Here is a 21,691-nt window from a genome sequence, read left to right as displayed (position 1 = left end):
AGCTCAGTCCTGCCCCGCCGGTGCGCCCAGCATCGTCGTCCACAGCTCCGGGAAGTCCGGCAGCGTCTTGGCGGTCGTCGCCACGTTCTCCACCCGGACGCCGTCGACGGCCAGGCCGAGCACCGCGGCCGCGGTGGCCAGCCGGTGGTCCTCGTAGGTGTGGAAGTCGCCGCCGTGCAGCGGGCGCGGCCGGATCCGCAGCCCGTCGTCGGTCTCGGCGATGTCGCAGCCCATCTCGCCCAGCTCCTTGGCCAGTGCCGCGAGCCGGTCGGTCTCGTGCATCCGCAGGTGCGCGATGCCGGACAGCACCGACTCGCCCTCCGCGAGCGCGGCGACGGCCGCGATCACCGGGGCCAGCTCGCCGACGTCGTGCAGGTCGGCGGTGATGCCGCGGATCCGGCCGGTGCCGCGGAAGGTCAGCGCGCTGTCGGTCTGCTCGTACGAGCCGCCCATCCGGGTGAGGATCTCGCGCAGCGCGTCACCCGGCTGGGTGGTGCGGCGCGGCCAGCCGGGAACGGTCACCCGGCCACCGGTGACCAGGGCGGCGGCCAGGAAGGGCGCCGCGTTGGACAGGTCGGGCTCCACCGTCAGGTCCCGGCCGAGCAGGGCGCCCGCGGTGACCCGCCAGACGTTCCTGGCGCCGCCGTCCTGCGGGGCGTCCACCCGGGCGCCGGCCTTGCGCAGCATGTCCACCGTCATCCGGATGTGCGGCAGCGAGGGCAGGGTGCGCCCGGTGTGCCGGACCTCCAGGCCCTTGTTGAAGCGCGGCCCCGACAGCAGCAGCGCGCTGACGAACTGCGACGAGGAGGACGCGTCGACGTCCACCGCACCGCCGGTCAGCGATCCGGCGCCGTGCACCGTCAGCGGCAGCGACCCGCGGCCCTCGTCGTCTATCCGGGCGCCCAGCGCGCGCAGCGCGTCGATCACCCCGCCGAGCGGGCGCTCGTAGGCCCGAGCGTCGCCCTCGAAGCGGACCGGGCCGTCGGCGAGCGCGGCCACCGGCGGCAGGAAGCGCATCACCGTGCCCGCGTTCCCGACATCGACCGTGGCGGGGCCGTGCAGCCCCGCCGGGATGATCCGCCAGGCCTCGCCGCCGTCGGGGTTGACCGTCTCGTCGATCTGCACGCCCATGGCCCGCAGGGCCTCCGCCATCAGGACGGTGTCCCGGCTGCGCAGCGGGCGGCGCACCCATCCGGGTTCCGACGAGTGTGCGGCCAGCACCAGGGCGCGGTTGGTGACCGACTTCGATCCGGGCACCGTGACGGTCGCGTCCACGGCGCCGGGCGCGGTGGGGGCGGCCCACCAGTGGGGGGAGTGCGCGGCGCTGTCGCTCATGAGGCCCAGCGTAGTGGTTCGGGTACGGGGAGATAAGTTGGCGAATGCGCCGAAACCTCCCGGAAACCGAGGGTCACGCAAAGGTCATCCGGACCGGAATATCTGATTCCGGGGTCCGTGGGGTCACCAGGACGCCGGCCGGCCGCGGAACGGGCCGGTCGGCGCGGCCGCCCTGCCCTGCGGCCCGGCCCTCCGGGCTGCAGGTCAGCCGGCCAGCAGCCAGCGTCCGCCGACGATCAGCGAGCACACCGCGACCACGTAGAAGAAGAACAGCCACAGCACGGCAGGCGTGCTGGTCAGCCGGCCCAGCTGGTCCGCGTCCGAGGAGCCCCTGCGGTCCCGGCGCCTGCTGCGCTGCAGCTCCGCCACCGGCCGGGTGCCGCCCGCCAGCAGGAACCAGACCACCAGATACGCGAAGGCCGCCTGCACTTGCGCCTTGGTCAGCCAGGACACCAGCAGGAAGAGCGCCCCGGTCAGCACCACGGTCAGTGCCCCGTACGCGTTGCGGATCATCACCAGCATCACCAGCAGCAGCGCCGTGGCCCCCCACAGCAGTGCGGTTATGTGGCCGGCGGCGAGCAGGGCGGCGCCCGCCAGGCCCAGCAGCGGTGGCGCCGTGTAACCGGCCGCGGCGGTCAGCACCATGCCCAGGCCGTGCGGCTTGCCCCGGGAGACCGTCAACCCCGAGGTGTCCGAATGCAGCCTTATGCCGTCGAGTCGCCGGCCGCTGAGCAGCGCCACCAGACCGTGGCCGCCCTCGTGCGCGATCGTCACCGCGTTGCGCACCACCCGCCACACCGATCCGTAGAGCACCGCGGCCAGCGCCACCACGGCCGTCGCGCCGATCAGCCAGCGCGGTGGATCGGTCTGCGTCCCGGTCAGCCGGTCCCACATCTCGCTGAGGTTCGCGACGTTCATTCGGCGCCCATTCCCTTACGTCCCGCGCTGCGTCTTCCGCCGTGCGTCTGCTCGTACGTCCTTGCGATCCGGCCGCCGCCGGGGCCGGTGATCGTGGCAGTCTGGCACCCATGTGCGGTCGATATGCGGCGAGCCGGAAACCGGAGGACCTGACGGGCCTCTTCGGGGTCACGGCATGGGAGCCCACCGAGGCGCTCGCCCCGGACTACAACGTGGCGCCGACGAAGGACGTCCCTGTCGTACTGGACCGCCCGCTGCGCGGTTCCGGTTCCCCCGATCCGGTACGCCAGCTGCGGGTGCTGCGCTGGGGCCTGGTGCCGTCGTGGGCGAAGAGCCCCGAGGGGGGCGTCAGGCTGATCAACGCGCGGGCCGAGACGGTGGCCGAGAAACCCTCCTTCCGCGGCGCCCTGGCGGCCAGGCGCTGCCTGATACCGGCCGACGGCTACTACGAGTGGGTCACCGCGCCCGGCGAGCGGGCGCTTGAGGAGCAGGGCAAGCGCAAGCGGGCCCGCAAGCAGCCGTATTTCGTCACGCCCGCCGACGGCTCGGTGATGGCGATGGCCGGGCTGTACGAGTTCTGGCGCGACCGCGCCCTGCCCGACGACCACCCGCGCGCCTGGTGGACGACCTGCACGGTGATCACCACCGCGGCCGAGACCGGGGCGCTGGCCGGCTTCGACGGGCGCGGGCCGCGCGCGCTGGCCGACATCCACCCCCGGATGCCGCTGATGATGACCCCCGACCGGTGGGACGCCTGGCTCGACCCGGCCACCACCGACCCCGACGCGCTGCGCGACCTGCTCGCCGCGCCCCGGGCGGGCCTGATGCGGGCGTATCCGGTGGGCATCGCGGTGAGCAACGTCGCGAACAACGGGCCCGAGCTGCTCGACGAGCTGCCAGCGCCCGAAGAGGAGACACTCTTCTGATGGACGCACCGCCCTCCCCCGCCGCCGCCCGCACCGAAGAGGTCGCCACCCCGGCGGGACCCGCTCGGATCAGCTGGTACACCGCGACCCGGCCGCGCGCGGTGCTCGCGCTCGGCCATGGCGCGGGCGGCGGCATCCAGGCGCCCGACCTGGTCGCGCTGGCCGCCGCGCTGCCCGCGGCCGGGGTGGCCGTGGCCCTGGTGGAGCAGCCCTGGCGGGTCGCGGGGCGCAGGCTCGCCCCCGCGCCCACCACCCTGGACACCGGCTGGACCGCGCTGTGGCCCGCGCTCGCCGCGCCCGGCCTGCCGGTGGTCGCCGGCGGCCGCAGCGCCGGGGCCAGGGTCGCCTGCCGTACGGCCGAACGCCTCGGCGCCGCCGCCGTCCTGGCGCTGGCCTTCCCGCTGCACCCGCCGGGCCGCCCCGCCTCCTCGCGGGCCGCCGAGCTGACCGCCGCAGCCGGCAGCCTGCCGCTGCTGACCGTGCAGGGCGGCCACGACCCCTTCGGCCGCCCCGCCGAATTCCCGGCGGGCCACGAGCCGGTGGAGGTGCCGCACGCCGACCACAGCTTCGGGGTGCCCAAGCGCGCCGACATCACCCAGGAGCAGGCGCTCGCGGTGATCACCGGAGCAGTCACCGAGTGGCTGGCCGGCCTCGGGCACGCCGCGGCGCGCGCCGGCGGCCGCCGCACCCGCGGCTGACCGGACCTGCGTCCGCGGTCCTAGTCCGGATTCCGCACGGCCTCCACCCCGGGAATGACGACAGGAGACGCGGCGTTGTGCCATGCGAAAGACCGAACAGCAGTGACGAAGCTTTTGGTGAGAAAGGCATCCGCATGGTTTCAGCCGCATGCCGGCCCCGGGCAGAGGCCACCGCACAGCCGGCGGCCGCCGCACCGTTCGTGAACTGGGCCGAATGGTCCGGGAAGGGCGACGGCAAGGACGGTGGCAAGGGCGGATCAGGCGCGTCACTCGCCAGTGCAATATCCTCCGAGACGAGCGTGTCCGCTTTGGGACTCGCTGGCGTTTCTGAGGAGGTGGGTCCGGTCACCGGCACCGACGACAGCACGGCGGGAATCACGGGTGCGTCCGGTCAGGATGGGGAGAGCAGCGCGGAGCGCACCGAGCGCTTCGAGCGGGACGCCCTGGGGTTCCTCGACCAGATGTACTCGGCCGCGCTGCGGATGACCCGCAATCCGGCCGACGCGGAGGACCTGGTGCAGGAGACGTACGCGAAGGCGTACGCGTCCTTCCACCAGTTCCGTGAGGGCACCAACCTGAAGGCCTGGCTCTACCGGATCCTCACCAACAGCTTCATCAACTCCTACCGCAAGAAGCAGCGGGAACCGCTGCGCAGCGGCTCGGAGGACATCGAGGACTGGCAGCTCGCCCGCGCCGAGTCGCACATGTCGACCGGTCTGCGCTCGGCGGAGTCGCAGGCTCTCGACCACCTGCCCGACTCCGACGTGAAGGCGGCGCTCCAGGCGATCCCCGAGGAATTCCGCATCGCGGTGTACCTCGCGGACGTCGAGGGCTTTGCCTACAAGGAGATCGCGGACATCATGGGAACGCCCATCGGCACGGTGATGTCCAGACTGCACCGCGGGCGTCGTCAGCTGCGCGAACTGCTGGAGGACTACGCCCGCGACCGCGGCCTGGTCCCGGCGGGCGCGGGAAACGAGAAGGGCGCGGATTCATGAGTTGCGGCCACGCGCATGAGACGGACTGCTCGGAGGTGCTCGACCACCTCTACGAATATCTCGACAACGAGATGTCGGACGACGCCTGCACGAAGTTCAGGCAGCACTTCGAGGAGTGCCACCCGTGCCTGGAGAAGTACGGGCTGGAGCAGGCCGTGAAGAAGCTGGTCAAGCGGTGCTGCGGCTCCGATGACGTCCCGACCGACCTGCGGTCGAAGGTGATGATGCGGATCGAGACGATCCGCGCCGGCTCCGGCGAGTCCTCCGCGGCCGAACCGGCTTCCTAGGCCCCTGGGTCGGCCCCGGCCCCCGTCAACGTGAGTACGCGCGAGGTCGCCCGTACGGGCGTAAAGCGGGCGTTCCGCGGCGCAACGGCGGGCGCGGTCCTATCGTCCTGAGTCCTGGCGGGAATTCCCGCCAGGCCCGGGGTTGCGATGGGGCCGCGCCCGCCGTCCGCCTGCCGGAGGAGGCCGCTCACCGTGCCGTTCCCGTACGACGCCGTGGCTCGTCGCCCGAGCCGCGCAGAATCCTTTCTGCCGGGGCGGGGCGACGGGACGCGGCCGTGAGCATCGTCACGGCGCTGGTCGCCGCCATGCAGCTCAAGGACCCCTACACCCGCGGCCACGGTGACCGTGTCGGCCACGCCAGCGCGCTGATCGGGGTGGAACTCCGCCTCGCCGACGACCAGGTGGCCGCGCTGCGGCTCGCGGGCACCCTGCACGACATCGGCAAACTCGGCGTCCCCGGCGGCCTGTTGCGCAAGGCCGGGCCGCTCACCGCCGCCGAGCGGGAGACCGTGCAGCGCCATCCGGGCCACGGCTACGCGCTGGTGCGCGGCACCGAGGTGCCCGCCATGGCCCGGGTGGCCGTACTGCACCACCACGAACGCTTCGACGGCCGCGGCTACCCGCACGGCCTCGCCGGGCGGCACATCCCGTGGCCGGCCCGGATCGTCGCCGTGGCCGACGCGCTGGACGCCATGACCTCCACCCGCAGCTACCGGCGGGACCGGCCGGTCGCGGCCGCGCTGGCCGAGCTGCAGCGGTGCGCGGGCAGCCAGTTCGACCCGTCCGTGGTCGCCGCGCTGGCCCGCGCGCTGGCCCGCAATCCCTGGCCGCCGGCCGCGCCCCCGCCTGCGCTGCTTCCCGTGCTCCAGGTGGCCCGCGCGGGCCGTTCCGCGCGGCTGTAGGCCGTTCGGGTGAGTGCCGCTCACCCGGGTGCCCGTCAACCATCCCGCCTGGGCATGGTTGGATGCCTGCGGGGATGGCAAGGAGGCAGGGTGAGGGCCGTTGCGGAACGGCAGCGGTGAAGGGCACGGGGTCGGGCTGAGACCACGGCCGAAGTGTGCGAGGTTGGTGTCGTACCCGCTTGTCCGACGATGTACGGGCGGTACGAGCAGGGGCCGTACTCAAGGGGTGCGGGTCCCCCCGGGGGACGTGATCGTGGTGCGGGAAGGCGACGTCCTGGCAGTGATCGGCTGAGCGGGCAGGCGGGTAACGACGTTGAAGATCTTCGGCAGAGTGCGGCACCGGCCGTCGCCCACGTGGCGCCAGGCCACCGACCAGGCGTTCTCGCTGATCGACGACGGCCGCTACGACGACGCGGGCGCGCTGCTGACCCGTGCCGCCGATCTGGAGCCGTGGCTCTCCGAGTCCTGGTACAACCTGGCGCTGCTGCACAAGTTCCGGCACGACTGGGCGCAGGCCAGGATCGCCGGCCTGCGGGCCGTCGCGCTGCTCGACCGGCCGGTCGGGGCACCCGACTGGTGGAATCTGGGCATCGCCGCCACCGCGCTGCAGGACTGGCCGCTGGCCCGCCGCGCCTGGCAGGCGTACGGCCTGCGGATGCCGGCCGGCACCGGGACGCGCAGCGGCGAGGAGTCCGCGAGGCTGCCGCTGGGCAGCGCGGCCGTGCGGCTCTCGCCGGAGGGCGAGGCAGAGGTCGTCTGGGGCCGGCGGCTCGACCCGGCACGCGTCGAGGTGCTGTCCATCCCGCTGCCGTCCTCCGGGCGGCGCTGGGGCGAGGTCGTGCTGCACGACGGCGTGCCGCACGGCGAGCGCGACACCGCGGGGGCGGTGCTTGGGGGCGGGGCGGTCTACCCCGTCTTCGACGAGATCGAGCTGTGGGCGCCGTCGCCCGTCCCGACCTGGCTGGTCCTGCTGGAGGCGGACGCGCCGGCCGACCGGGACGCGCTGGAACGCCTCGCGGCGGAGGCCGGCTACGCGGCCGAGGACTGGTCGTCCTCGGTGCGCCTGCTGTGCCGCACCTGTTCCGAGAGCCGGATGCCCACGGATGACGGGTCCGCTGCGCGGGACCCGCACGACCACGGTGAGCCCGGGCACCCCGGGCACCTCAGCCACCTGAGCGAGCACGCCTCGGGGGCGCACTGGTCCCCCGAACGCGAGTGCGGAATCGCCGCCCCGGCCGGCCTCGTCCGCGGCCTCCTCGACGGCTGGGTGGCCGACTCCCCCTCGACCCGCGCGTGGCGCGACCTAGAAGAGGTCTGCTGACGCGTCCGGGGCTGCCACTCGCTGTGGCGGTGCGGTCTTTCCCGCCGCGGCCGGCTGCTCCCCTGGGGGTCCCGCTTGCGTCGGTCCCGCGGCTTCCCCGCCGCCGCTGGCCGCCCCTCTGGCGGTGCCACTTGCTGTGGCGGTGCGTCTTTCCCGCCGTCTCGGCTGGTCGCGCAGTTCCCCGCGCCCCTGAAAAACGCCCACCCTCTGCGCAAGAGGGCAACCTCTCAGGGGCGCGTGGGGGTACCCCCAGGCGAAGCGCCGGGGGAGAACGGAGCACTCAGCCCCCACCGGGCCGCAGGTGAGAGGCCACCCCAGCTGGCAGTCACCCAGGGGCGCGGGGAACTGCGCGACCAGCCCCCCACGGGCCGCAAGTGCGATGGCCACCGCGAGTGGCAGTCACCTCGGGGGCGCGCGGACGGCACCGCAGGTGGCTGCCGCTCAGGGGGCGCGGGGGGACCCCGGGGTCGGGGAAGGGGGGACGGGAGTCGGGAGGGGGCCGTACCCTGGACGGATCACCACCCCCCGCCTGGAAGGCGTACGGCACAGATGTCCCAGCAGCACACCGATCACCCCCCCACCGCTCCGGAGGAGCTGTTCCACGACGACGTGACCGACGCGGAGGCCCGCGAGCTGGCGCACCGGGAGCGCGGCACGGTGCGCCCGATCACCGTCGTGGGCAATCCGGTGCTGCACCGGGAGTGCCGGGACGTCACGGACTTCGGCGACGAACTGCTCGCCCTCGTGGACGACATGTTCGCCAGCCAGCGCGCCGCCGAGGGCGTGGGCCTCGCCGCCAACCAGGTCGGCGTCGACCTGAAGGTGTTCGTCTACGACTGCCCGGACGACAACGACGTCCGCCACGTCGGCGTCGTGTGCAACCCGGTGATCGAGGACCTGCCCGCGGACAAGCGGCACCTGGACGACTCGAACGAGGGCTGCCTGTCCGTGCCGGGCGCGTACATGGAGACCCCGCGCCCGGACTACGCGGTGGTGCGCGGCCAGGACCTGCACGGCGAGCCGATCGTGGTGCAGGGCAGCGGCTACTTCGCCCGCTGCCTGCAGCACGAGACCGACCACCTCTACGGCCGGCTGTACATCGACCGGCTCTCCAAGCGCGACCGCAAGGACGTCCTGCGCCAGATGGCGGAGGCCACCCCCAAGTTCGCGACCGTGCCCAACGACTGACCCGGGTCCCGGGTCAGAAGTCCTCGTCGAGCGCCACCGTGCCCTCCACCGCCACCTGGTAGGCGGAGGGGCGGCGCTCGAAGAAGTTGGTCAGCTCCTGGACGCCCTGCAACTCCATGAAGGAGAAGGGGTTCTGCGACCCGTAGAGGGCCGGGAAGCCCAGCCGGGCGAGCCGCTGGTCGGCGACGCACTCCAGATACGCCCGCATGGACTCGGTGTTCATGCCGGGCAGCCCGTCCCCGCACAGGTCGCGGCCGAACTGCAGCTCGGCGTCCACGGCTTCGCGCAGCATGTCGGTGACCTCCTGGCGCAGCGCGTCGTCGAAGAGGTCCGGGTCCTCCTTGCGTACGGTGTCGACCACGTCGAAGGCGAAGCTCATGTGCATCGTCTCGTCCCTGAACACCCAGTTGGTGCCGGTGGCCAGCCCGTGCAGCAGCCCGCGCGAGCGGAACCAGTAGACGTAGGCGAAGGCACCGTAGAAGAACAGCCCCTCGATGCAGGCGGCGAAGCAGATCAGGTTGAGCAGGAAGCGGCGGCGGTCCTCGCGGGATTCGAGGCGGTCGATCTTCTCGGCGCCCTGCCCGTCGAAGTTGGCCATCCAGCGGAAGCAGAACTGCGCCTTCTCCCGGATCGAGGGGATCTCCTCGACCGCGTCGAAGGCGGCTGCCCGGTCCGCGGGGTCGGGCAGGTAGGTGTCGAGCAGCGTCAGGTAGAACTGGACGTGCACGGCCTCCTCGAACAGCTGGCGGGACAGATACAGCCGCGCCTCGGGCGAGTTGATGTGCCGGTAGAGGGTGAGCACCAGGTTGTTGGAGACGATCGAGTCGCCGGTGGCGAAGAAGGCCACCAGCCGGCCGATCATGTGCTGCTCGCCCGGGGTGAGCTTGGCCAGGTCCGAGACGTCGGAGTGCAGATCGACCTCCTCCACGGTCCAGGTGTTCTTGATCGCGTCGCGGTAGCGCTCGTAGAAGTCCGGGTAGCGCATGGGCCGCAGGGTCAGCTCGAAGCCCGGGTCGAGCAGGTTCTTCCGAACAGGGGTGCTGGCGGTGGTCATTACTGGCAGGCCTCGCAGGACTCGGGGTTTTCCAGGGAGCAGGCGATCGCGTCGGCGTCGGCGGCCGGGGGGACCGGCACGGCGGCGGGTACGGCGGCCTGGGCGGCCCGGGCGATCCGGGTGGCCGGGCGGGAGCGCAGGTAGTAGGTGGTCTTCAGGCCCTGCTTCCACGCGTAGGCGTACATCGAGGAGAGCTTGCCGATGGTGGGGGTCTCCAGGAACAGGTTCAGCGACTGGCTCTGGTCCAGATACGGCGTGCGGGCCGCGGCCATGTCGATCAGCGCCCGCTGCGGCAGCTCCCATGCGGTGCGGTAGAGCTCGCGCACCTCGGCGGGGATCCAGCTGAAACCCTGCACGGAGCCGTTGGCGTCCCGCAGCGCCTCCCTGGTCTGGGCGTCCCACACCCCGAGCTGCTTGAGGTCGGCCACCAGGTAGGAGTTGACCTGGAGGAACTCGCCCGACAGGGTCTCGCGCTTGAAGAGGTTGGAGACCTGCGGCTCGACGCACTCGTAGGACCCGGCGATGGAGGCGATGGTCGCGGTCGGGGCGATCGCCAGCAGCAGCGCGTTGCGCATCCCGGTCGCGGCGACCCGCTCGCGCAGCGCCGCCCAGCGCTCGGGCCAGCTGAACTCGACGCCGTAGTGGTCGGGGTGCAGCACTCCCGCGGCGGTACGGGTCTGGTCCCACGCGGGCAGAGGCCCGTTGCGCTCGGCCAGGTCGCAGGAGGCCTCGTACGCGGCGAGCATGATCCGCTCGGCGATCTTCGTGGACAGCGCGCGCGCCTCGGCGGAGCCGAACGGCAGCCGCAGCTTGAAGAACACGTCCTGCAGGCCCATGACGCCCAGACCGACCGGCCGCCAGCGGGAGTTGGAGCGGCCGGCCTGCTCGGTCGGGTAGAAGTTGATGTCGACGACCCGATCCAGGAAGGTCACCGCGGTGTGCACGGTCTCGTCAAGCCGCTGCCAGTCGAGTTCGCCGTCCGGGGTCACGAAGGCGCTCAGGTTGACCGAGCCGAGGTTGCAGACCGCGGTCTCGGAGTCGTCGGTGACCTCCAGGATCTCGGTGCACAGGTTGGAGGAGTGCACGGTGTTGCCGGGCAGCGCCGTCTGGTTGGCGGTGCGGTTCGAGGCGTCCTTGAAGGTCATCCAGCCGTTGCCGGTCTGCGCGAGGGTGCGCATCATCCGGCCGTACAGCTCGCGCGCCGGGATGGTGCGCTGTGCCAGGCCCGCCGCCTCGGCCGCGCGGTAGGCGGCGTCGAATTCGTCGCCCCACAGGTCGACCAGTTCGGGCACGTCGGCGGGGGAGAACAGCGACCAGCCGGCGTCGGAGTCGACCCGGCGCATGAACTCGTCGGGCACCCAGTGCGCGAGGTTCAGGTTGTGGGTGCGGCGGGCGTCCTCGCCGGTGTTGTCGCGCAGTTCGAGGAATTCCTCGATGTCGGCGTGCCAGGTCTCCAGGTAGACGGCGGCCGCGCCCTTGCGCCGGCCGCCCTGGTTGACCGCCGCCACCGAGGCGTCGAGGGTCTTCAAGAACGGGACGATGCCGTTGGAGTGCCCGTTGGTGCCGCGGATCAGCGAGCCCCTGGCCCGGATACGGGAGTAGGACAGGCCGATGCCGCCCGCGTGCTTGGAGAGCCGCGCTACCTGCTGGTAGCGCTCGTAGATCGAGTCCAGCTCGTCCAGCGGCGAGTCCAGCAGGTAGCAGGACGACATCTGCGGGTGCCGCGTACCGGAGTTGAAGAGGGTCGGCGAGCTGGGCAGGTAGTCCAGGGCGCTCATCAGCCGGTAGAGCGCGGCCACCTGGTCGACGGCGGCGGTGGTGTCGTCCTCGGCGAGGCCGGCAGCGACCCGCAGCATGAAGTGCTGCGGTGTCTCGATCACCTTGCGGGTCAGCGGGTGGCGCAGCAGGTAGCGGCTGTAGAGGGTGCGCAGGCCGAAGTAGCCGAAGCGGTCGTCGGCACGCTCGGCGAGCGCCCGGTCGACCATCGCGTCCAGCCGGGCCGCGTGGCGTTCCACGAAGTCCGCGGTGCGGTCGGCGACCAGGCCTTCGCGGTGGCCCACCGCGATGGCGGTGGTGAAGGACACCGAGCCCTGGGAGGCGGCCTCCTCGGTGATGGCGAGCGCGAGCAGCCGGGCGGCGAGCCGCGAGTAGGCGGGGTCCTCGGAGATCAGCCCGGCGGCTGACTCGGCGGCGAGCCCGCGCAGTTCGGCGGTGTCGGCGGCACCGCTGCGGCCGCGCAGCGCGGCGGCGGCGACCCGTCCCGGGTCGGTGTCGGGCAGGTCGGCGCAGAGCGCGACGAGGGTGCGCAGCAGGTCGGCGCCGGCGCTGTCGGCGCCGGGGGGCACGGCTACGGGTGAGTCCCCGGTGGTTGCGGGGGCTTCGGGCGCGATGGTCACGGTGGTGCGGTCTCCCTCGTACGCGGCGGCGGCCAGGCGGGAGGGACGGAGGGGGCCGGGCATGCGTGCGGGCATGCGGGACCGCGTCCGCAGGCCCACTCCGCGAGGCCCGGACTCGTCGGCGCCACCGGTCGTGGGGACCGTGCGGGCGCCGGCTGCGGGCAGGCGATCGGGCTGTGCGGGACGCGCACGGGCGTGCCCCCGGGGCTTGGCCCGGGGGTGTCCCGATTGCTCCGCTCACCGTTGCGGGGCAGCGCCGGATTCGCACCGGCTTCCCCTGCGGGCAGCGAGATTGAGCATACATCTTGTGCCGGGTCTCGGGGTGACGCCTACATGTTGTGTCGCGATGGCGGGGGTTCGCTACCCCACCGGCTGGTCCTCCCTTGCCCGCGGGGCCTGTTCGAGCGGGTGGCGGGCCCCTCCGCCGCGCTCGGCGGCGCGGATCTCGCGGGTGATGCGGAGGTCGGTGCGGTGGCCCATGAGCGGCACGGCGGTCAGGGCCAGGGCGAGGGCGAGCAGTGCGGCGATGTCCAGGAGAACTGTCATGAGTCAATGGTCGCGATGCCACTGTCGGCCGGAAAGTGGCAGCGCTGCCGTACTACCGCGACATCCTGCCATCTGCGATGCTCGGAGCATGCTGCAGAATGTCGCCGTGGTGCTGCTCGACGGGGTCCACCCCTTCGAACTGGGAGTGCTGTGCGAGGTCTTCGGCCTCGACCGGAGCGAGGACGGCCTGCCCGTCTACGACTTCGCGGTCGTCTCGGCGGAGGGTGCGCGGCTGCGCACGCACGCCGGCTTCGACCTGGTCGCCGTGGAGGACCTCGACCGGCTGGACGAGGCCGACCTGGTGGCCGTGCCCGCCGCCGACGGCTTCGCCGCGCGGGAGTTCCCGCCGGAGGTCCTGCGGGCGCTCAACAGGGCGGTGGAGCGCGGCGCGACCGTCCTGAGCGTCTGCTCGGGGGTCTTCGCGCTGGGCGCGGCCGGGCTGCTCGACGGCCGGCGGTGCGCGGCGCACTGGCGGCACACCGACCTGCTGGCCGCCCGCTACCCGAAGGCCCGGGTGGAGCTCGACGTGCTCTACGTGGACGACTCCGGGGTCGTCACCTCGGCCGGCACCTCGGCGGGTATCGACGCGAGCCTGCACCTGGTGCGCAAGGAGCAGGGCGCCGGGGTCGCCAACGGGATCGCCCGCCGGATGGTCGTACCGCCGCACCGGGAGGGCGGGCAGGCGCAGTACGTCGACCGGCCGATGCCCCGGGTCACCGGTGACTCGGTCTCCGGCGTGCTGTCCTGGATGGAGCGCCACCTCGACCGGGAGGTCACCGTGGACGAACTGGCCGCCCGCGCCCACATGTCACCGCGGACGTTCGCCCGCCGCTTCCACCAGGAGACCGGCACGACGCCGTACCGCTGGCTGCTGGGGCAGCGGGTGCTGCTGGCCCGCGAACTCCTCGAAGGCACCGACGCGACGGTCGACTCCGTCGCGGTCAGGGCCGGGTTCGGCAACGCCGCCACCTTGCGGCACCACTTCGGCCAGTGGGTGGGCACGACCCCCCAGGCCTACCGGCGCGCCTTCCGCTCCGACCTCCGCTCCGCGTAGGCGGGCCCCCTGGCGGGCGCCCGCCTCCGGGGTGGCGGTCAGGCTCCCGCGGGTTCTGGGAGGCCGGGGGTGGGGCCCGGGGCCGGGTCGGTGGGTTCGGGGAGGGCGGGGGTCGCCTCGGCCGTGTAGTCCGTCGGGGCGGTCTCGTCCACGCCCGCCGGCGCCTTGAGCGCGCGCAGCACCAGCGTGAGGACGACGGCGACGCCGATGTTGAGCACGAACGCGGTCAGGCCGATGTAGCCCTTCTCGCCGATCCACGGGATCATGTCCGAGTTGCCGCCGAAGTGCGACTGCGCCGGACTGCTCTGCTCGTACGCCTTCCACGTCCCGTAGCCCATGCCCGCCGCCCAGCCCGCGAGCAGCGCCCAGCGGTGGAACCAGCGGGTGAACAGCCCGCCGACTATGGCCGGAACGGTCTGCAGGATCCAGATCCCGCCCAGCAGCTGGAAGTTGATCGCCACCGTCTTGTCCATGGTCAGGACGAAGACCAGCGCGCCCACCTTCACCACCAGGGACACCGCCTTGGAGACGGCGGTCTGCTGCGCGGGTGTGGCGTCCGGTTTGATCAGGTCCCGGTAGATGTTGCGGGTGAAGAGGTTGGCCGCCGCGATGGACATGATCGCGGCGGGCACGAGTGCCCCGATGCCGATCGCCGCGAAGGCGACTCCGGCGAACCACGAGGGGAACATGTTCTCGAACAGCTGCGGGATCGCCAGCTGGGCGTTGTAGCCCTTGCCGCCGACGTCCGCGGCGAGCGCCATGAAGCCGAGCAGCGCCAGCAGCCCGAGCATCAGCGAGTACAGCGGCAGGATCGTGGTGTTGCGGCGGATGGTGTCGCGGCTCCTGCTGGACAGCACGGCCGTCACCGAGTGCGGGTAGAGGAAGAGCGCCATCGCCGAGCCCATCGCCAGCGTGGCGTACGCCCACTGGGCCTGCGGGCCGGTCACCAGCGAACCGCGCGGCACCCCGTTGGTCTTCACGGCGTAGGCGGCGCCGGCCTTGCTGAAGATGTCGTCGAAGCCGCCGAGCTTGTAGGGGATGTAGATGATCGCGACCGCGATGACGATGTAGATCAGCGCGTCCTTGACGAAGGCGATCAGCGCGGGCGCCCGCAGCCCGGAGGAGTAGGTGTACGCGGCGAGCACGCCGAAGGCGATCAGCAGCGGCAGGTCCTTGAGGAACCAGTTCGTGGAGTCGCTGCCGCCGACCCCCATCACGTCGAGCACCGCCTGGATGCCCACCAGTTGCAGCGCGATGTACGGCATCGTGGCGATGATGCCGGTGATCGCGACGGCCACCGACAGGCTCTTGGACCCGAACCGCCCGCGGATGAAGTCCGAGGAGGTGACGTAGCCGTGCTTGTGCGAGACCGACCACAGCCGCGGCAGGAAGAGGAAGACCAGCGGGTAGGTGATGATCGTGTAGGGCACCGCGAAGAAGCCGCCGGCGCCCGCCGAGTAGATCGCGGCGGGCACCGCGACGAAGGTGTAGGCGGTGTAGAGGTCGCCGCCGAGCAGGAACCAGGTCACCCAGGTGCCGAAACTCCGCCCGCCCAGGCCCCATTCGTCCAGGTGCAGTGGGTCGGCGGCACGCCGCCAGCGGGCGGCGAGGAAGCCGAGCACCGTGACGGCCAGGAAGAAGAAGATGAAGACGCCGAGAGCGACGCCGTTGACCCCGTCCTTCACCTGGCGCCACCCGCCTTGCGTGCCCGCTCCTCACGGCGTACGAGCGCGTACGCGGCGTAGGTCAGCGCGGCGGTCACCGGCACCCAGGCCATCTGGTACCAGTAGAAGAACGGGATACCGATGAAGGCCGGTGTCAGGCGCGAGTAGGAGTTCACCCACAGCAGGGCGACGAACGGTGCGAGCAGGCACAGTCCGGCCACCACCCGGCTGGGGGTGATGACCGGTGGCCGTGGGTCCGGTGGTGCTTCCGGCATGGGTGGTGCTCCCGTCCCCTAGAGCGACGTGTGTAATGCGCAGGAAATCTAGGGGAGGTTACCGGCGGTCGTCACTACCCGTGCACGGATCGGTCGCCGTGTCAGCCGGTCGGGTCATCCGGCTGCCGGGTTGACGCCCCGCGGGCGCCGGGGAGTTCAGTCGGTGGGCCGGCTGAGCCTGGCGACGAACTTGTACCGGTCGCCGCGGTAGACAGAGCGCACCCATTCCACCGGTTCGCCGGTGGTGTCGATCGAGTGCCGGGACAGCATCAGCATCGGCAGGCCGACGTCGGTGCCCAGCAGGCCCGCCTCCCGCGGGGTGGCGAGCGAGGTCTCGATGGTCTCCTCGGCCTCCGCCAGCCGCACGTCGTAGACCTCGGCCAACGCGGTGTAGAGGGAGGTGTACTTGGCCAGGCTGCGGCGCAGGGCGGGGAAGCGCTTGGCCGACAGGTGGGTGGTCTCGATCGCCATCGGTTCGGAGTTGGCCAGCCGCAGGCGCTCGATCCGCAGCACCCGGCCGCCGGCCTTCATGTCCAGCAGCCCGGCGAGCCGGTCGTCGGCGGTGATGTAGCCGATGTCCAGCAGCTGGGAGGTGGGTTCCAGGCCCTGGGCGCGCATGTCCTCGGTGTAGGAGGTCAGTTGCAGTGCCTGCGAGACCTTGGGCTTGGCGACGAAGGTGCCCTTGCCCTGGATGCGCTCCAGCCGGCCCTCGACCACCAGCTCCTGCAGCGCCTGCCGGACCGTGGTGCGGGAGGTGTCGAACTCGGTGGCCAGCGTGCGTTCCGGCGGGACCGGGGTGCCGGGGGGCATCGTCTGCGTGATGTCCAGCAGATGGCGCTTGAGCCGGTAGTACTTCGGCACCCGGGCGGTCCGGCCCGCGGCGCCGCTCGCCGTGGTCTCCGCGCTGGTGGCGGCGTCGCTGTCCATGACGTTCACTCCCGACTGCTGTCGTGCTGCCGTCACCGGCTCCTCCGTTGATCGCGGCTCACATGGTGGCACGCGCGGCCCTGCCGGAGAGAGGCGGCGGGGGTGTGGTCCCCCTCAGGTGTCGGTCCGATAACAGACCCGACGGGTGCTCTTATACACCCTTGACACCCCTAAAGGTCTAGGCCAAGCTCCCGGTACTGGTCTAAACCATTAACGGCCATTCCCAGACCCACGAGCAGGACTCGTCCGCCGTTTTCTCGTACGGCGGCCGGCAATTCGGGCGGTGGGGGGAGTTTCGGGCATCCTGAGGAGGGTGGCGTGAAGCGCAAGCTCATCGCGGCGATCGGCGTCGCGACCATGATCGTCGGTATCGCGGCGTGTGGATCTGACAAGAAGGACGACGACAAGAAGGCGGACGCCGGTTCGTCGTCGGCGGCTACCACCGACAAGACCATCACCGTGTGGCTGACGGTCGACGCGCAGCACAACTGGCCGGATCTGGTGAAGTCCGCCGACGACGCGATCATCGCCAAGCACCCGGGTCTGAAGGTCAAGCACGAGTACTACGCATGGCCGGACAAGAATGCCAAGCTTGACGCCGTGCTCGCCACCGACAAGGCGCCCGACGTCGTCGAGATGGGCAACACCGAGATGGTGCCCTACATGGCCGAGGGTGCCTTCGCGGAGCTGGACGCGGCGAAGTTCGACAACTCCGCCCAGTGGCTCGACGGTCTGAAGCAGTCGGTGAACTACGACGGCAAGACCTACGGCGTGCCGTACTACGCCGCCGCCCGTATCGCCACCTGGCGCAAGGACATCGCCTCCGCGGCCGGTATCAAGGACACCCCGAAGACCTGGACCGAGCTGACCGGCGACCTGGACAAGATCCAGTCCAAGGAGGGCGCCAAGTTCAACGCCTGGTACCAGCCCTCGCGCGACTGGTACGCCGCGCTGTCCTTCGTCTACGACGCCGGCGGCGCCATCGCCGCCAACGAGGGCGGCCAGTGGAAGGGCTCCCTGGAGTCCCCCGCGGCGATCAAGGGCCTCACCTCCTGGAAGGACGCGCTGGGCAAGTACATGCACGGCGACCTCACCAAGGACGAGTCCGACCGCTACATCGTCTACGGCCAGGGCAAGTCGGCCATGATCTACGCCCCCGGCTGGGAGGCGCCGTCCGCCGCCGACCCGAAGTACGACAAGACCGGCGGCAAGCTGAAGGACAACCTGGTCAACTTCGTGATGCCCGGCCCGTCCGGCAAGGCCCTCCCGGTCTTCCTCGGCGGCTCCGACCTGGCCGTGCCGTCCAAGTCGAAGAACGTCGACCTGGCGTCCGAGTGGATCAACGACTTCACCGACACCCAGGGCCAGACCACGCTGATGGCCAAGGGCAACCTGCCGAACAACAACACCCAGCTGGCCACCCTCAAGGCCGACCCGGCCTCCGCGGTCACCGCGACCGCGGCGGAGAGCAGCTGGTTCGTTCCGACCGCGCCCGGCTGGGGCAGTGTCGAGAAGGCGCAGATCCTGCAGACCATGCTGCAGAACATCGCCACCGGCAAGAAGTCCGTCGAGCAGGGTGCCAAGGATGCCGACGCCGCGATGGACAAGGTCCTGAACGTCAAGAACTGACCTGTCCTCGCACAACAGGAGACCGGGACCGCTGAGGAGCACGTGATGAGTGCCGCCGATACCACCACCACCAAGGTGCCGCCGCCACGGCGGCACTCATCACCTCCCGGCCGCCGGCCCGGGAGACCGGGCGCCACCCGGCGCCGCCGGCTCACGCTGGGGCGTGCGGCCACACCGTGGCTGCTGCTCGCACCCTGCATCCTGGTGCTGGTGCTCGTCCTGGGCTATCCGCTGATCAAGCTCGGGACGCTGTCCTTCCAGGAGTACAAGAAGCCCCAGCTGTGGGGCTTCAAACCGGCCAGCTGGGTCGGCTTCGACAACTACCAGGCGATCCTCGGCGACAGCGAGTTCTGGTCCGTCGTGCTCAGGACCGTGCTGTTCGCGGCGAGCGCGGTGATCCTCACCATGGTGATCGGCATGCTGGTCGCCCTGCTGCTGCAGCGGGTCTCCGGCTGGGTCCGCACCCTGGTGAACATCGCCCTGGTGGCCAGCTGGGCGATGCCCGTGGTGGTCGCGGTCACCGTCTTCAAGTGGATGTTCGACAGCGACTACGGCGTCGTCAACTGGACGCTGAGCCAGCTGCCCGGCGTCGACTACACCGGCCACAACTGGTTCGCCTCCGGCCCCGAGGGCCTGGGCGTGATCATGCTCCAAGTGGTGTGGGGCGCCATCCCGTTCGTGGTGATCACGCTGAGCGCCGGTCTCACCCAGGTCCCCAAGGAGCTGGAGGAGGCCGCCCGGCTGGACGGCGCCGACGCCTTCGGCGTCTTCCGCTACGTGACCTTCCCGATCATCAAGCCGCTGGTCGTGATGATGACGACCCTGTCGGTGATCTGGGACATGGGCGTCTTCGCCCAGGTGTGGCTGATGCGCGGCGGGCACCCGGAACCGGAGTTCCAGCTGCTCACCACCTACTCGTACGAAAAGGCGTTCGGCGTCAACGACTACGCCTCCGGAGCCGCCATCGCACTGCTCACCGTGCTGCTGCTGCTCGGCGTGGTCGCGGTGTACATGCGGCAGATGCTGAAGATCGGAGAGGTGGAATGAGCGCGCTGATCTCGCGGCCTGCCGCCGCCAAGAGCCTGGACGCGGTGAACAGCCGCCGACGCAGGTCCAAGGCCGGCTGGAACGTGGTGGGCCTGCTGGTCTTCGTGGTGGCCGCCTTCCCGGTCTACTGGATGATGAACACGGCCTTCAAGCCGGCCAAGGACGCCATCGACCCCAAGCCGCACTTCTTCCCGTGGCCGGTGTCGCTGGAGAACTTCCACCGGGCGCTGAACATCAGCGACTTCTGGGGACCGGTCGAGCGCAGCCTCATCGTCAGCGCGAGCACCGTGGTGATCGGCGCCGTCATCGGCCTGCTCGCCGCCCTGGCCATCTCCCGGTTCGCCTTCCGCGGCCGCAAGATCGTCATCGTCGGCATCCTGACCGTGCAGATGGTGCCGCTGGTCGCGATGATCATCCCGGTCTTCCTGCTGCTCAACCAGATCCACCAGATCGACAAGCTCTCCGGCCTGGTGCTGACGTATCTGACCTTCGTGCTGCCCTTCACCGTCTGGACGCTGCGCGGGTTCATCGTCAACATCCCCAAGGAACTGGAGGAGGCCGCCATGGTGGACGGCTGCAGCCGCACCGGCGCCTTCATCCGGGTGGTCTTCCCGCTGCTGGCCCCCGGCCTGGTCGCCACCTCCATCTACGGCTTCATCCAGGCCTGGAACGAATTCCTCTACGCCCTGCTGGTGATGAGCCAGGAGCACCAGACCGCGACCGTGTGGCTGGGGTCGTTCACCACCCAGCACGGGACCGAGTACGCGCCGATGATGGCCGGGTCCACCATGATGGGTATCCCTGTGGTGATCCTGTTCCTGCTCGTGCAGCGCAAGATGGCCGCCGGCCTCACGGCCGGGGCGGTGAAGGGATGACCGTCATTTCCACCGACACGCCCGCGGAACTCCTGGTCCGCGACGCCCTGACCGTCCTGCAGCCCGGCTTCGTCGGCACCACGGCGCCCGAGTGGCTGCTGCGGCAGCTCGCCGAAGGCCTCGGTGCCGTGGCGCTGTTCGCCCGCAACATCGAGTCGCCCGCGCAACTGGCCGCGCTCACCGCCCAGTTGCGGGCGGTACGGCCGGACGTGCTGGTCGCGGCCGACGAGGAGGGCGGCGACGTCACCCGCCTTGAGGCCCGCGGCGGTTCGTCCTTCCCCGGCAACCTCGCCCTCGGCGCGGTCGACGACGTGAAGCTGACCCGTGCGGTGGCCGCGGAGCTGGGCCGGCGGCTCGCCGAGTGCGGGGTGAACCTCAACTGGGCGCCGTCCGCCGACGTCAACTCCGACCCGGGCAACCCGGTGATCGGCGTGCGCTCCTTCGGCGCCGAGCCCGAGCTGGTGGCCCGCAACACCGCCGCCTACGTCGAGGGCCTGCAGTCCGCCGGTGTCGCCGCGTGCGTCAAGCACTTCCCCGGCCACGGCGACACCGCCACCGACTCGCACCACGCGCTGCCCCGGATCGACGTGGACCTGGCGACCCTGCGCTCCCGCGAACTGGTCCCCTTCCGGGCCGCGCTGGCGGCGGGCAGCAAGGTCGTGATGAGCGCGCACATCCTGGTGCCCGCGCTCGACCCCGACCTGCCCGCGACGCTGAGCCCCGCCGTGCTGACCGGCCTGCTGCGCGCCCCGCGCGAGCAGGGCGGCCTCGGTTACGAGGGCCTGATCGTCACCGACGGCATCGAGATGCAGGCGATCGCCGCCACGTACGGCATCGAGCGCGGCACGGTGATGGCGCTGGCCGCCGGCGCCGACGCGATCTGCGTCGGGGGCGGCCTCGCCGACGAGCAGACCGTACGCGCGCTGCGCGACGCCATCGTGAACGCCGTCGAGAGCGGCGACCTGCCGCGCGAGCGGCTGGCAGACGCCGCGTCCCGGGTCCGCGAGCTCGCGGCGTGGGCGGCCGACCGGCAGCCGGGTGCGGCGGAGGGGATCGCACCCGGCGCCGCTGCGGCCGGCGACGGCTCCGAGGGCGGCGCCTTCACGCCCGGGGCCGGCTCCGCCGACGGGTTCGGGTCCGCGTCCGAGGTCGGCCTCGAAGCCGCGAGGCGGGCGCTGCGGGTGACCCGTGCACCGGGCTTCGCCGCGCTGGAAGCGGCGCCCTACGTGGCCGCGTTCACGCCGGTGGCCAACATCGCCGTCGGCGAGGACACCCCCTGGGGCGTCGCGGCTGAGCTGGAACGCCTGCTGCCGGGCACCGAGACGGCGACCTTCCGTGCCGCCGACGCGGCCGGCGGTGACTTCGTCGCGGGCGTGCTCGACGCGGCGGGGGAGCGGCGGATCGTCGCTGTGGTGCGCGACGTGCACCGGCACGCGTGGATGGCCGCCGCGCTGGACGGCCTGGTGGCCGCCAGGCCCGACACGGTCGTGGTGGAGATGGGCGTCCCACAGGCCCCGCCGTGCGGCGCCCTCCACGTGGCCACCCACGGTGCCGCGCGGGTCTGCGGCGAAGCCGCCGCGGAGGCCATCGTCAGCGCCCGCTGAGCTCGACACCGGCCGTGGGGGAGCGCTCCCGCGGCCGGCGTACCCCC

At 71.7% G+C, this 21,691-nt stretch carries 20 protein-coding genes and 1 riboswitch; of the genes, 12 read left to right on the top strand and 8 right to left on the bottom strand.

Annotation, left to right across the window (positions count from 1 at the left end; genetic code table 11):
* Window positions 1–3 precede the first annotated feature (3 nt).
* The gene (aroA, locus tag OG702_RS11910; RefSeq protein ID WP_327288842.1) at window positions 4–1,335 is read right to left on the bottom strand and encodes a 3-phosphoshikimate 1-carboxyvinyltransferase; all 1,332 of its coding nucleotides are present in this window, start codon (window positions 1,333–1,335) and stop codon (window positions 4–6) included.
* Window positions 1,336–1,539: 204 nt separating this feature from the next.
* Window positions 1,540–2,253 (bottom strand): M50 family metallopeptidase, encoded by a 714-nt coding sequence (locus OG702_RS11905; protein WP_327288841.1) that lies wholly within the window; start codon window positions 2,251–2,253, stop codon window positions 1,540–1,542.
* A gap of 110 nt (window positions 2,254–2,363) precedes the next feature.
* Here OG702_RS11905 and OG702_RS11900 point away from each other — a divergent pair, with 110 nt between their 5' ends.
* From OG702_RS11900 to def, 7 genes are all read left to right on the top strand, one after another.
* Window positions 2,364–3,179, top strand: coding sequence for an SOS response-associated peptidase (locus tag OG702_RS11900; RefSeq protein WP_327288840.1), 816 nt, complete (start codon window positions 2,364–2,366; stop codon window positions 3,177–3,179).
* Window positions 3,179–3,877 carry an alpha/beta hydrolase family protein gene (locus OG702_RS11895; RefSeq protein ID WP_327288839.1) on the top strand — a complete coding sequence of 233 codons (699 nt, stop codon included), beginning with the start codon at window positions 3,179–3,181 and terminating at the stop codon, window positions 3,875–3,877. Before OG702_RS11900 ends, OG702_RS11895 begins: the two co-directional genes overlap by 1 nt.
* Window positions 3,878–4,212: 335 nt before the next feature.
* Window positions 4,213–4,875: a sigma-70 family RNA polymerase sigma factor gene (locus OG702_RS11890; RefSeq protein WP_442814388.1), complete on the top strand. Its 663-nt coding sequence runs from the start codon at window positions 4,213–4,215 to the stop codon at window positions 4,873–4,875.
* Window positions 4,872–5,162, top strand: a complete 291-nt coding sequence (gene rsrA, locus OG702_RS11885) for a mycothiol system anti-sigma-R factor (protein WP_327288838.1) — start codon at window positions 4,872–4,874, stop codon at window positions 5,160–5,162. The genes OG702_RS11890 and rsrA overlap by 4 nt, the downstream gene beginning before the upstream one ends.
* 275 nt (window positions 5,163–5,437) lie before the next feature.
* Window positions 5,438–6,064 (top strand): HD-GYP domain-containing protein, encoded by a 627-nt coding sequence (locus tag OG702_RS11880; protein WP_442814387.1) that lies wholly within the window; start codon window positions 5,438–5,440, stop codon window positions 6,062–6,064.
* 313 nt (window positions 6,065–6,377) lie between these two features.
* The gene (locus OG702_RS11875; protein WP_327288837.1) at window positions 6,378–7,385 is read left to right on the top strand and encodes a tetratricopeptide repeat protein; all 1,008 of its coding nucleotides are present in this window, start codon (window positions 6,378–6,380) and stop codon (window positions 7,383–7,385) included.
* A gap of 549 nt (window positions 7,386–7,934) precedes the next feature.
* Window positions 7,935–8,573, top strand: a complete 639-nt coding sequence (gene def / locus OG702_RS11870) for a peptide deformylase (protein ID WP_327288836.1) — start codon at window positions 7,935–7,937, stop codon at window positions 8,571–8,573.
* A gap of 13 nt (window positions 8,574–8,586) precedes the next feature.
* Here the strand turns inward: def and OG702_RS11865 are convergent, their stop codons facing one another.
* The 3 genes from OG702_RS11865 to OG702_RS11855 all read right to left on the bottom strand — a co-directional run bounded on the left by OG702_RS11865 (window position 8,587) and on the right by OG702_RS11855 (window position 12,569).
* Window positions 8,587–9,627 (bottom strand): ribonucleotide-diphosphate reductase subunit beta, encoded by a 1,041-nt coding sequence (locus OG702_RS11865; RefSeq protein ID WP_327288835.1) that lies wholly within the window; start codon window positions 9,625–9,627, stop codon window positions 8,587–8,589.
* The gene (locus tag OG702_RS11860; RefSeq protein WP_327293190.1) at window positions 9,627–12,023 is read right to left on the bottom strand and encodes a ribonucleoside-diphosphate reductase subunit alpha; all 2,397 of its coding nucleotides are present in this window, start codon (window positions 12,021–12,023) and stop codon (window positions 9,627–9,629) included. The genes OG702_RS11865 and OG702_RS11860 overlap by 1 nt, the downstream gene beginning before the upstream one ends.
* A 217-nt stretch (window positions 12,024–12,240) precedes the next feature.
* A riboswitch (cobalamin riboswitch) is annotated at window positions 12,241–12,301 on the bottom strand.
* Between the two features lie 82 nt (window positions 12,302–12,383).
* Window positions 12,384–12,569: a hypothetical protein gene (locus OG702_RS11855; protein ID WP_327288834.1), complete on the bottom strand. Its 186-nt coding sequence runs from the start codon at window positions 12,567–12,569 to the stop codon at window positions 12,384–12,386.
* An 88-nt stretch (window positions 12,570–12,657) separates the two neighbouring features.
* Here OG702_RS11855 and OG702_RS11850 point away from each other — a divergent pair, with 88 nt between their 5' ends.
* Complete coding sequence (locus OG702_RS11850; protein ID WP_327288833.1) at window positions 12,658–13,623, top strand: helix-turn-helix domain-containing protein; 966 nt, start codon at window positions 12,658–12,660, stop codon at window positions 13,621–13,623.
* A gap of 38 nt (window positions 13,624–13,661) precedes the next feature.
* Here the strand turns inward: OG702_RS11850 and mctP are convergent, their stop codons facing one another.
* From mctP to OG702_RS11835, 3 genes are all read right to left on the bottom strand, one after another.
* On the bottom strand, window positions 13,662–15,308 hold the full coding sequence (gene mctP / locus OG702_RS11845; RefSeq protein WP_327288832.1) for a monocarboxylate uptake permease MctP: 1,647 nt from the start codon (window positions 15,306–15,308) through the stop codon (window positions 13,662–13,664).
* The gene (locus tag OG702_RS11840) at window positions 15,305–15,562 is read right to left on the bottom strand and encodes a DUF3311 domain-containing protein (RefSeq protein WP_327288831.1); all 258 of its coding nucleotides are present in this window, start codon (window positions 15,560–15,562) and stop codon (window positions 15,305–15,307) included. Before OG702_RS11840 ends, mctP begins: the two co-directional genes overlap by 4 nt.
* Before the next feature lie 156 nt (window positions 15,563–15,718).
* Window positions 15,719–16,489 (bottom strand): GntR family transcriptional regulator, encoded by a 771-nt coding sequence (locus tag OG702_RS11835; RefSeq protein WP_327293189.1) that lies wholly within the window; start codon window positions 16,487–16,489, stop codon window positions 15,719–15,721.
* 318 nt (window positions 16,490–16,807) lie between these two features.
* Here OG702_RS11835 and OG702_RS11830 point away from each other — a divergent pair, with 318 nt between their 5' ends.
* The 4 genes from OG702_RS11830 to OG702_RS11815 are packed head-to-tail and all read left to right on the top strand — an operon-like array spanning window position 16,808 to window position 21,644.
* Window positions 16,808–18,118: an extracellular solute-binding protein gene (locus OG702_RS11830; RefSeq protein WP_327288830.1), complete on the top strand. Its 1,311-nt coding sequence runs from the start codon at window positions 16,808–16,810 to the stop codon at window positions 18,116–18,118.
* Window positions 18,119–18,163: 45 nt separating this feature from the next.
* Window positions 18,164–19,165 carry a carbohydrate ABC transporter permease gene (locus OG702_RS11825; protein WP_327288829.1) on the top strand — a complete coding sequence of 334 codons (1,002 nt, stop codon included), beginning with the start codon at window positions 18,164–18,166 and terminating at the stop codon, window positions 19,163–19,165.
* Window positions 19,162–20,040: a carbohydrate ABC transporter permease gene (locus OG702_RS11820; RefSeq protein WP_327288828.1), complete on the top strand. Its 879-nt coding sequence runs from the start codon at window positions 19,162–19,164 to the stop codon at window positions 20,038–20,040. The genes OG702_RS11825 and OG702_RS11820 overlap by 4 nt, the downstream gene beginning before the upstream one ends.
* Window positions 20,037–21,644, top strand: coding sequence for a glycoside hydrolase family 3 protein (locus OG702_RS11815; RefSeq protein WP_327288827.1), 1,608 nt, complete (start codon window positions 20,037–20,039; stop codon window positions 21,642–21,644). The genes OG702_RS11820 and OG702_RS11815 overlap by 4 nt, the downstream gene beginning before the upstream one ends.
* Window positions 21,645–21,691: the final 47 nt, after the last annotated feature.

Source organism: Streptomyces sp. NBC_01198 (assembly GCF_036010485.1).
Classification (GTDB): domain Bacteria; phylum Actinomycetota; class Actinomycetes; order Streptomycetales; family Streptomycetaceae; genus Actinacidiphila.
Note: the sequence above shows the minus strand (reverse complement) of the source record. Positions and strands in the feature narration are given on the sequence as shown.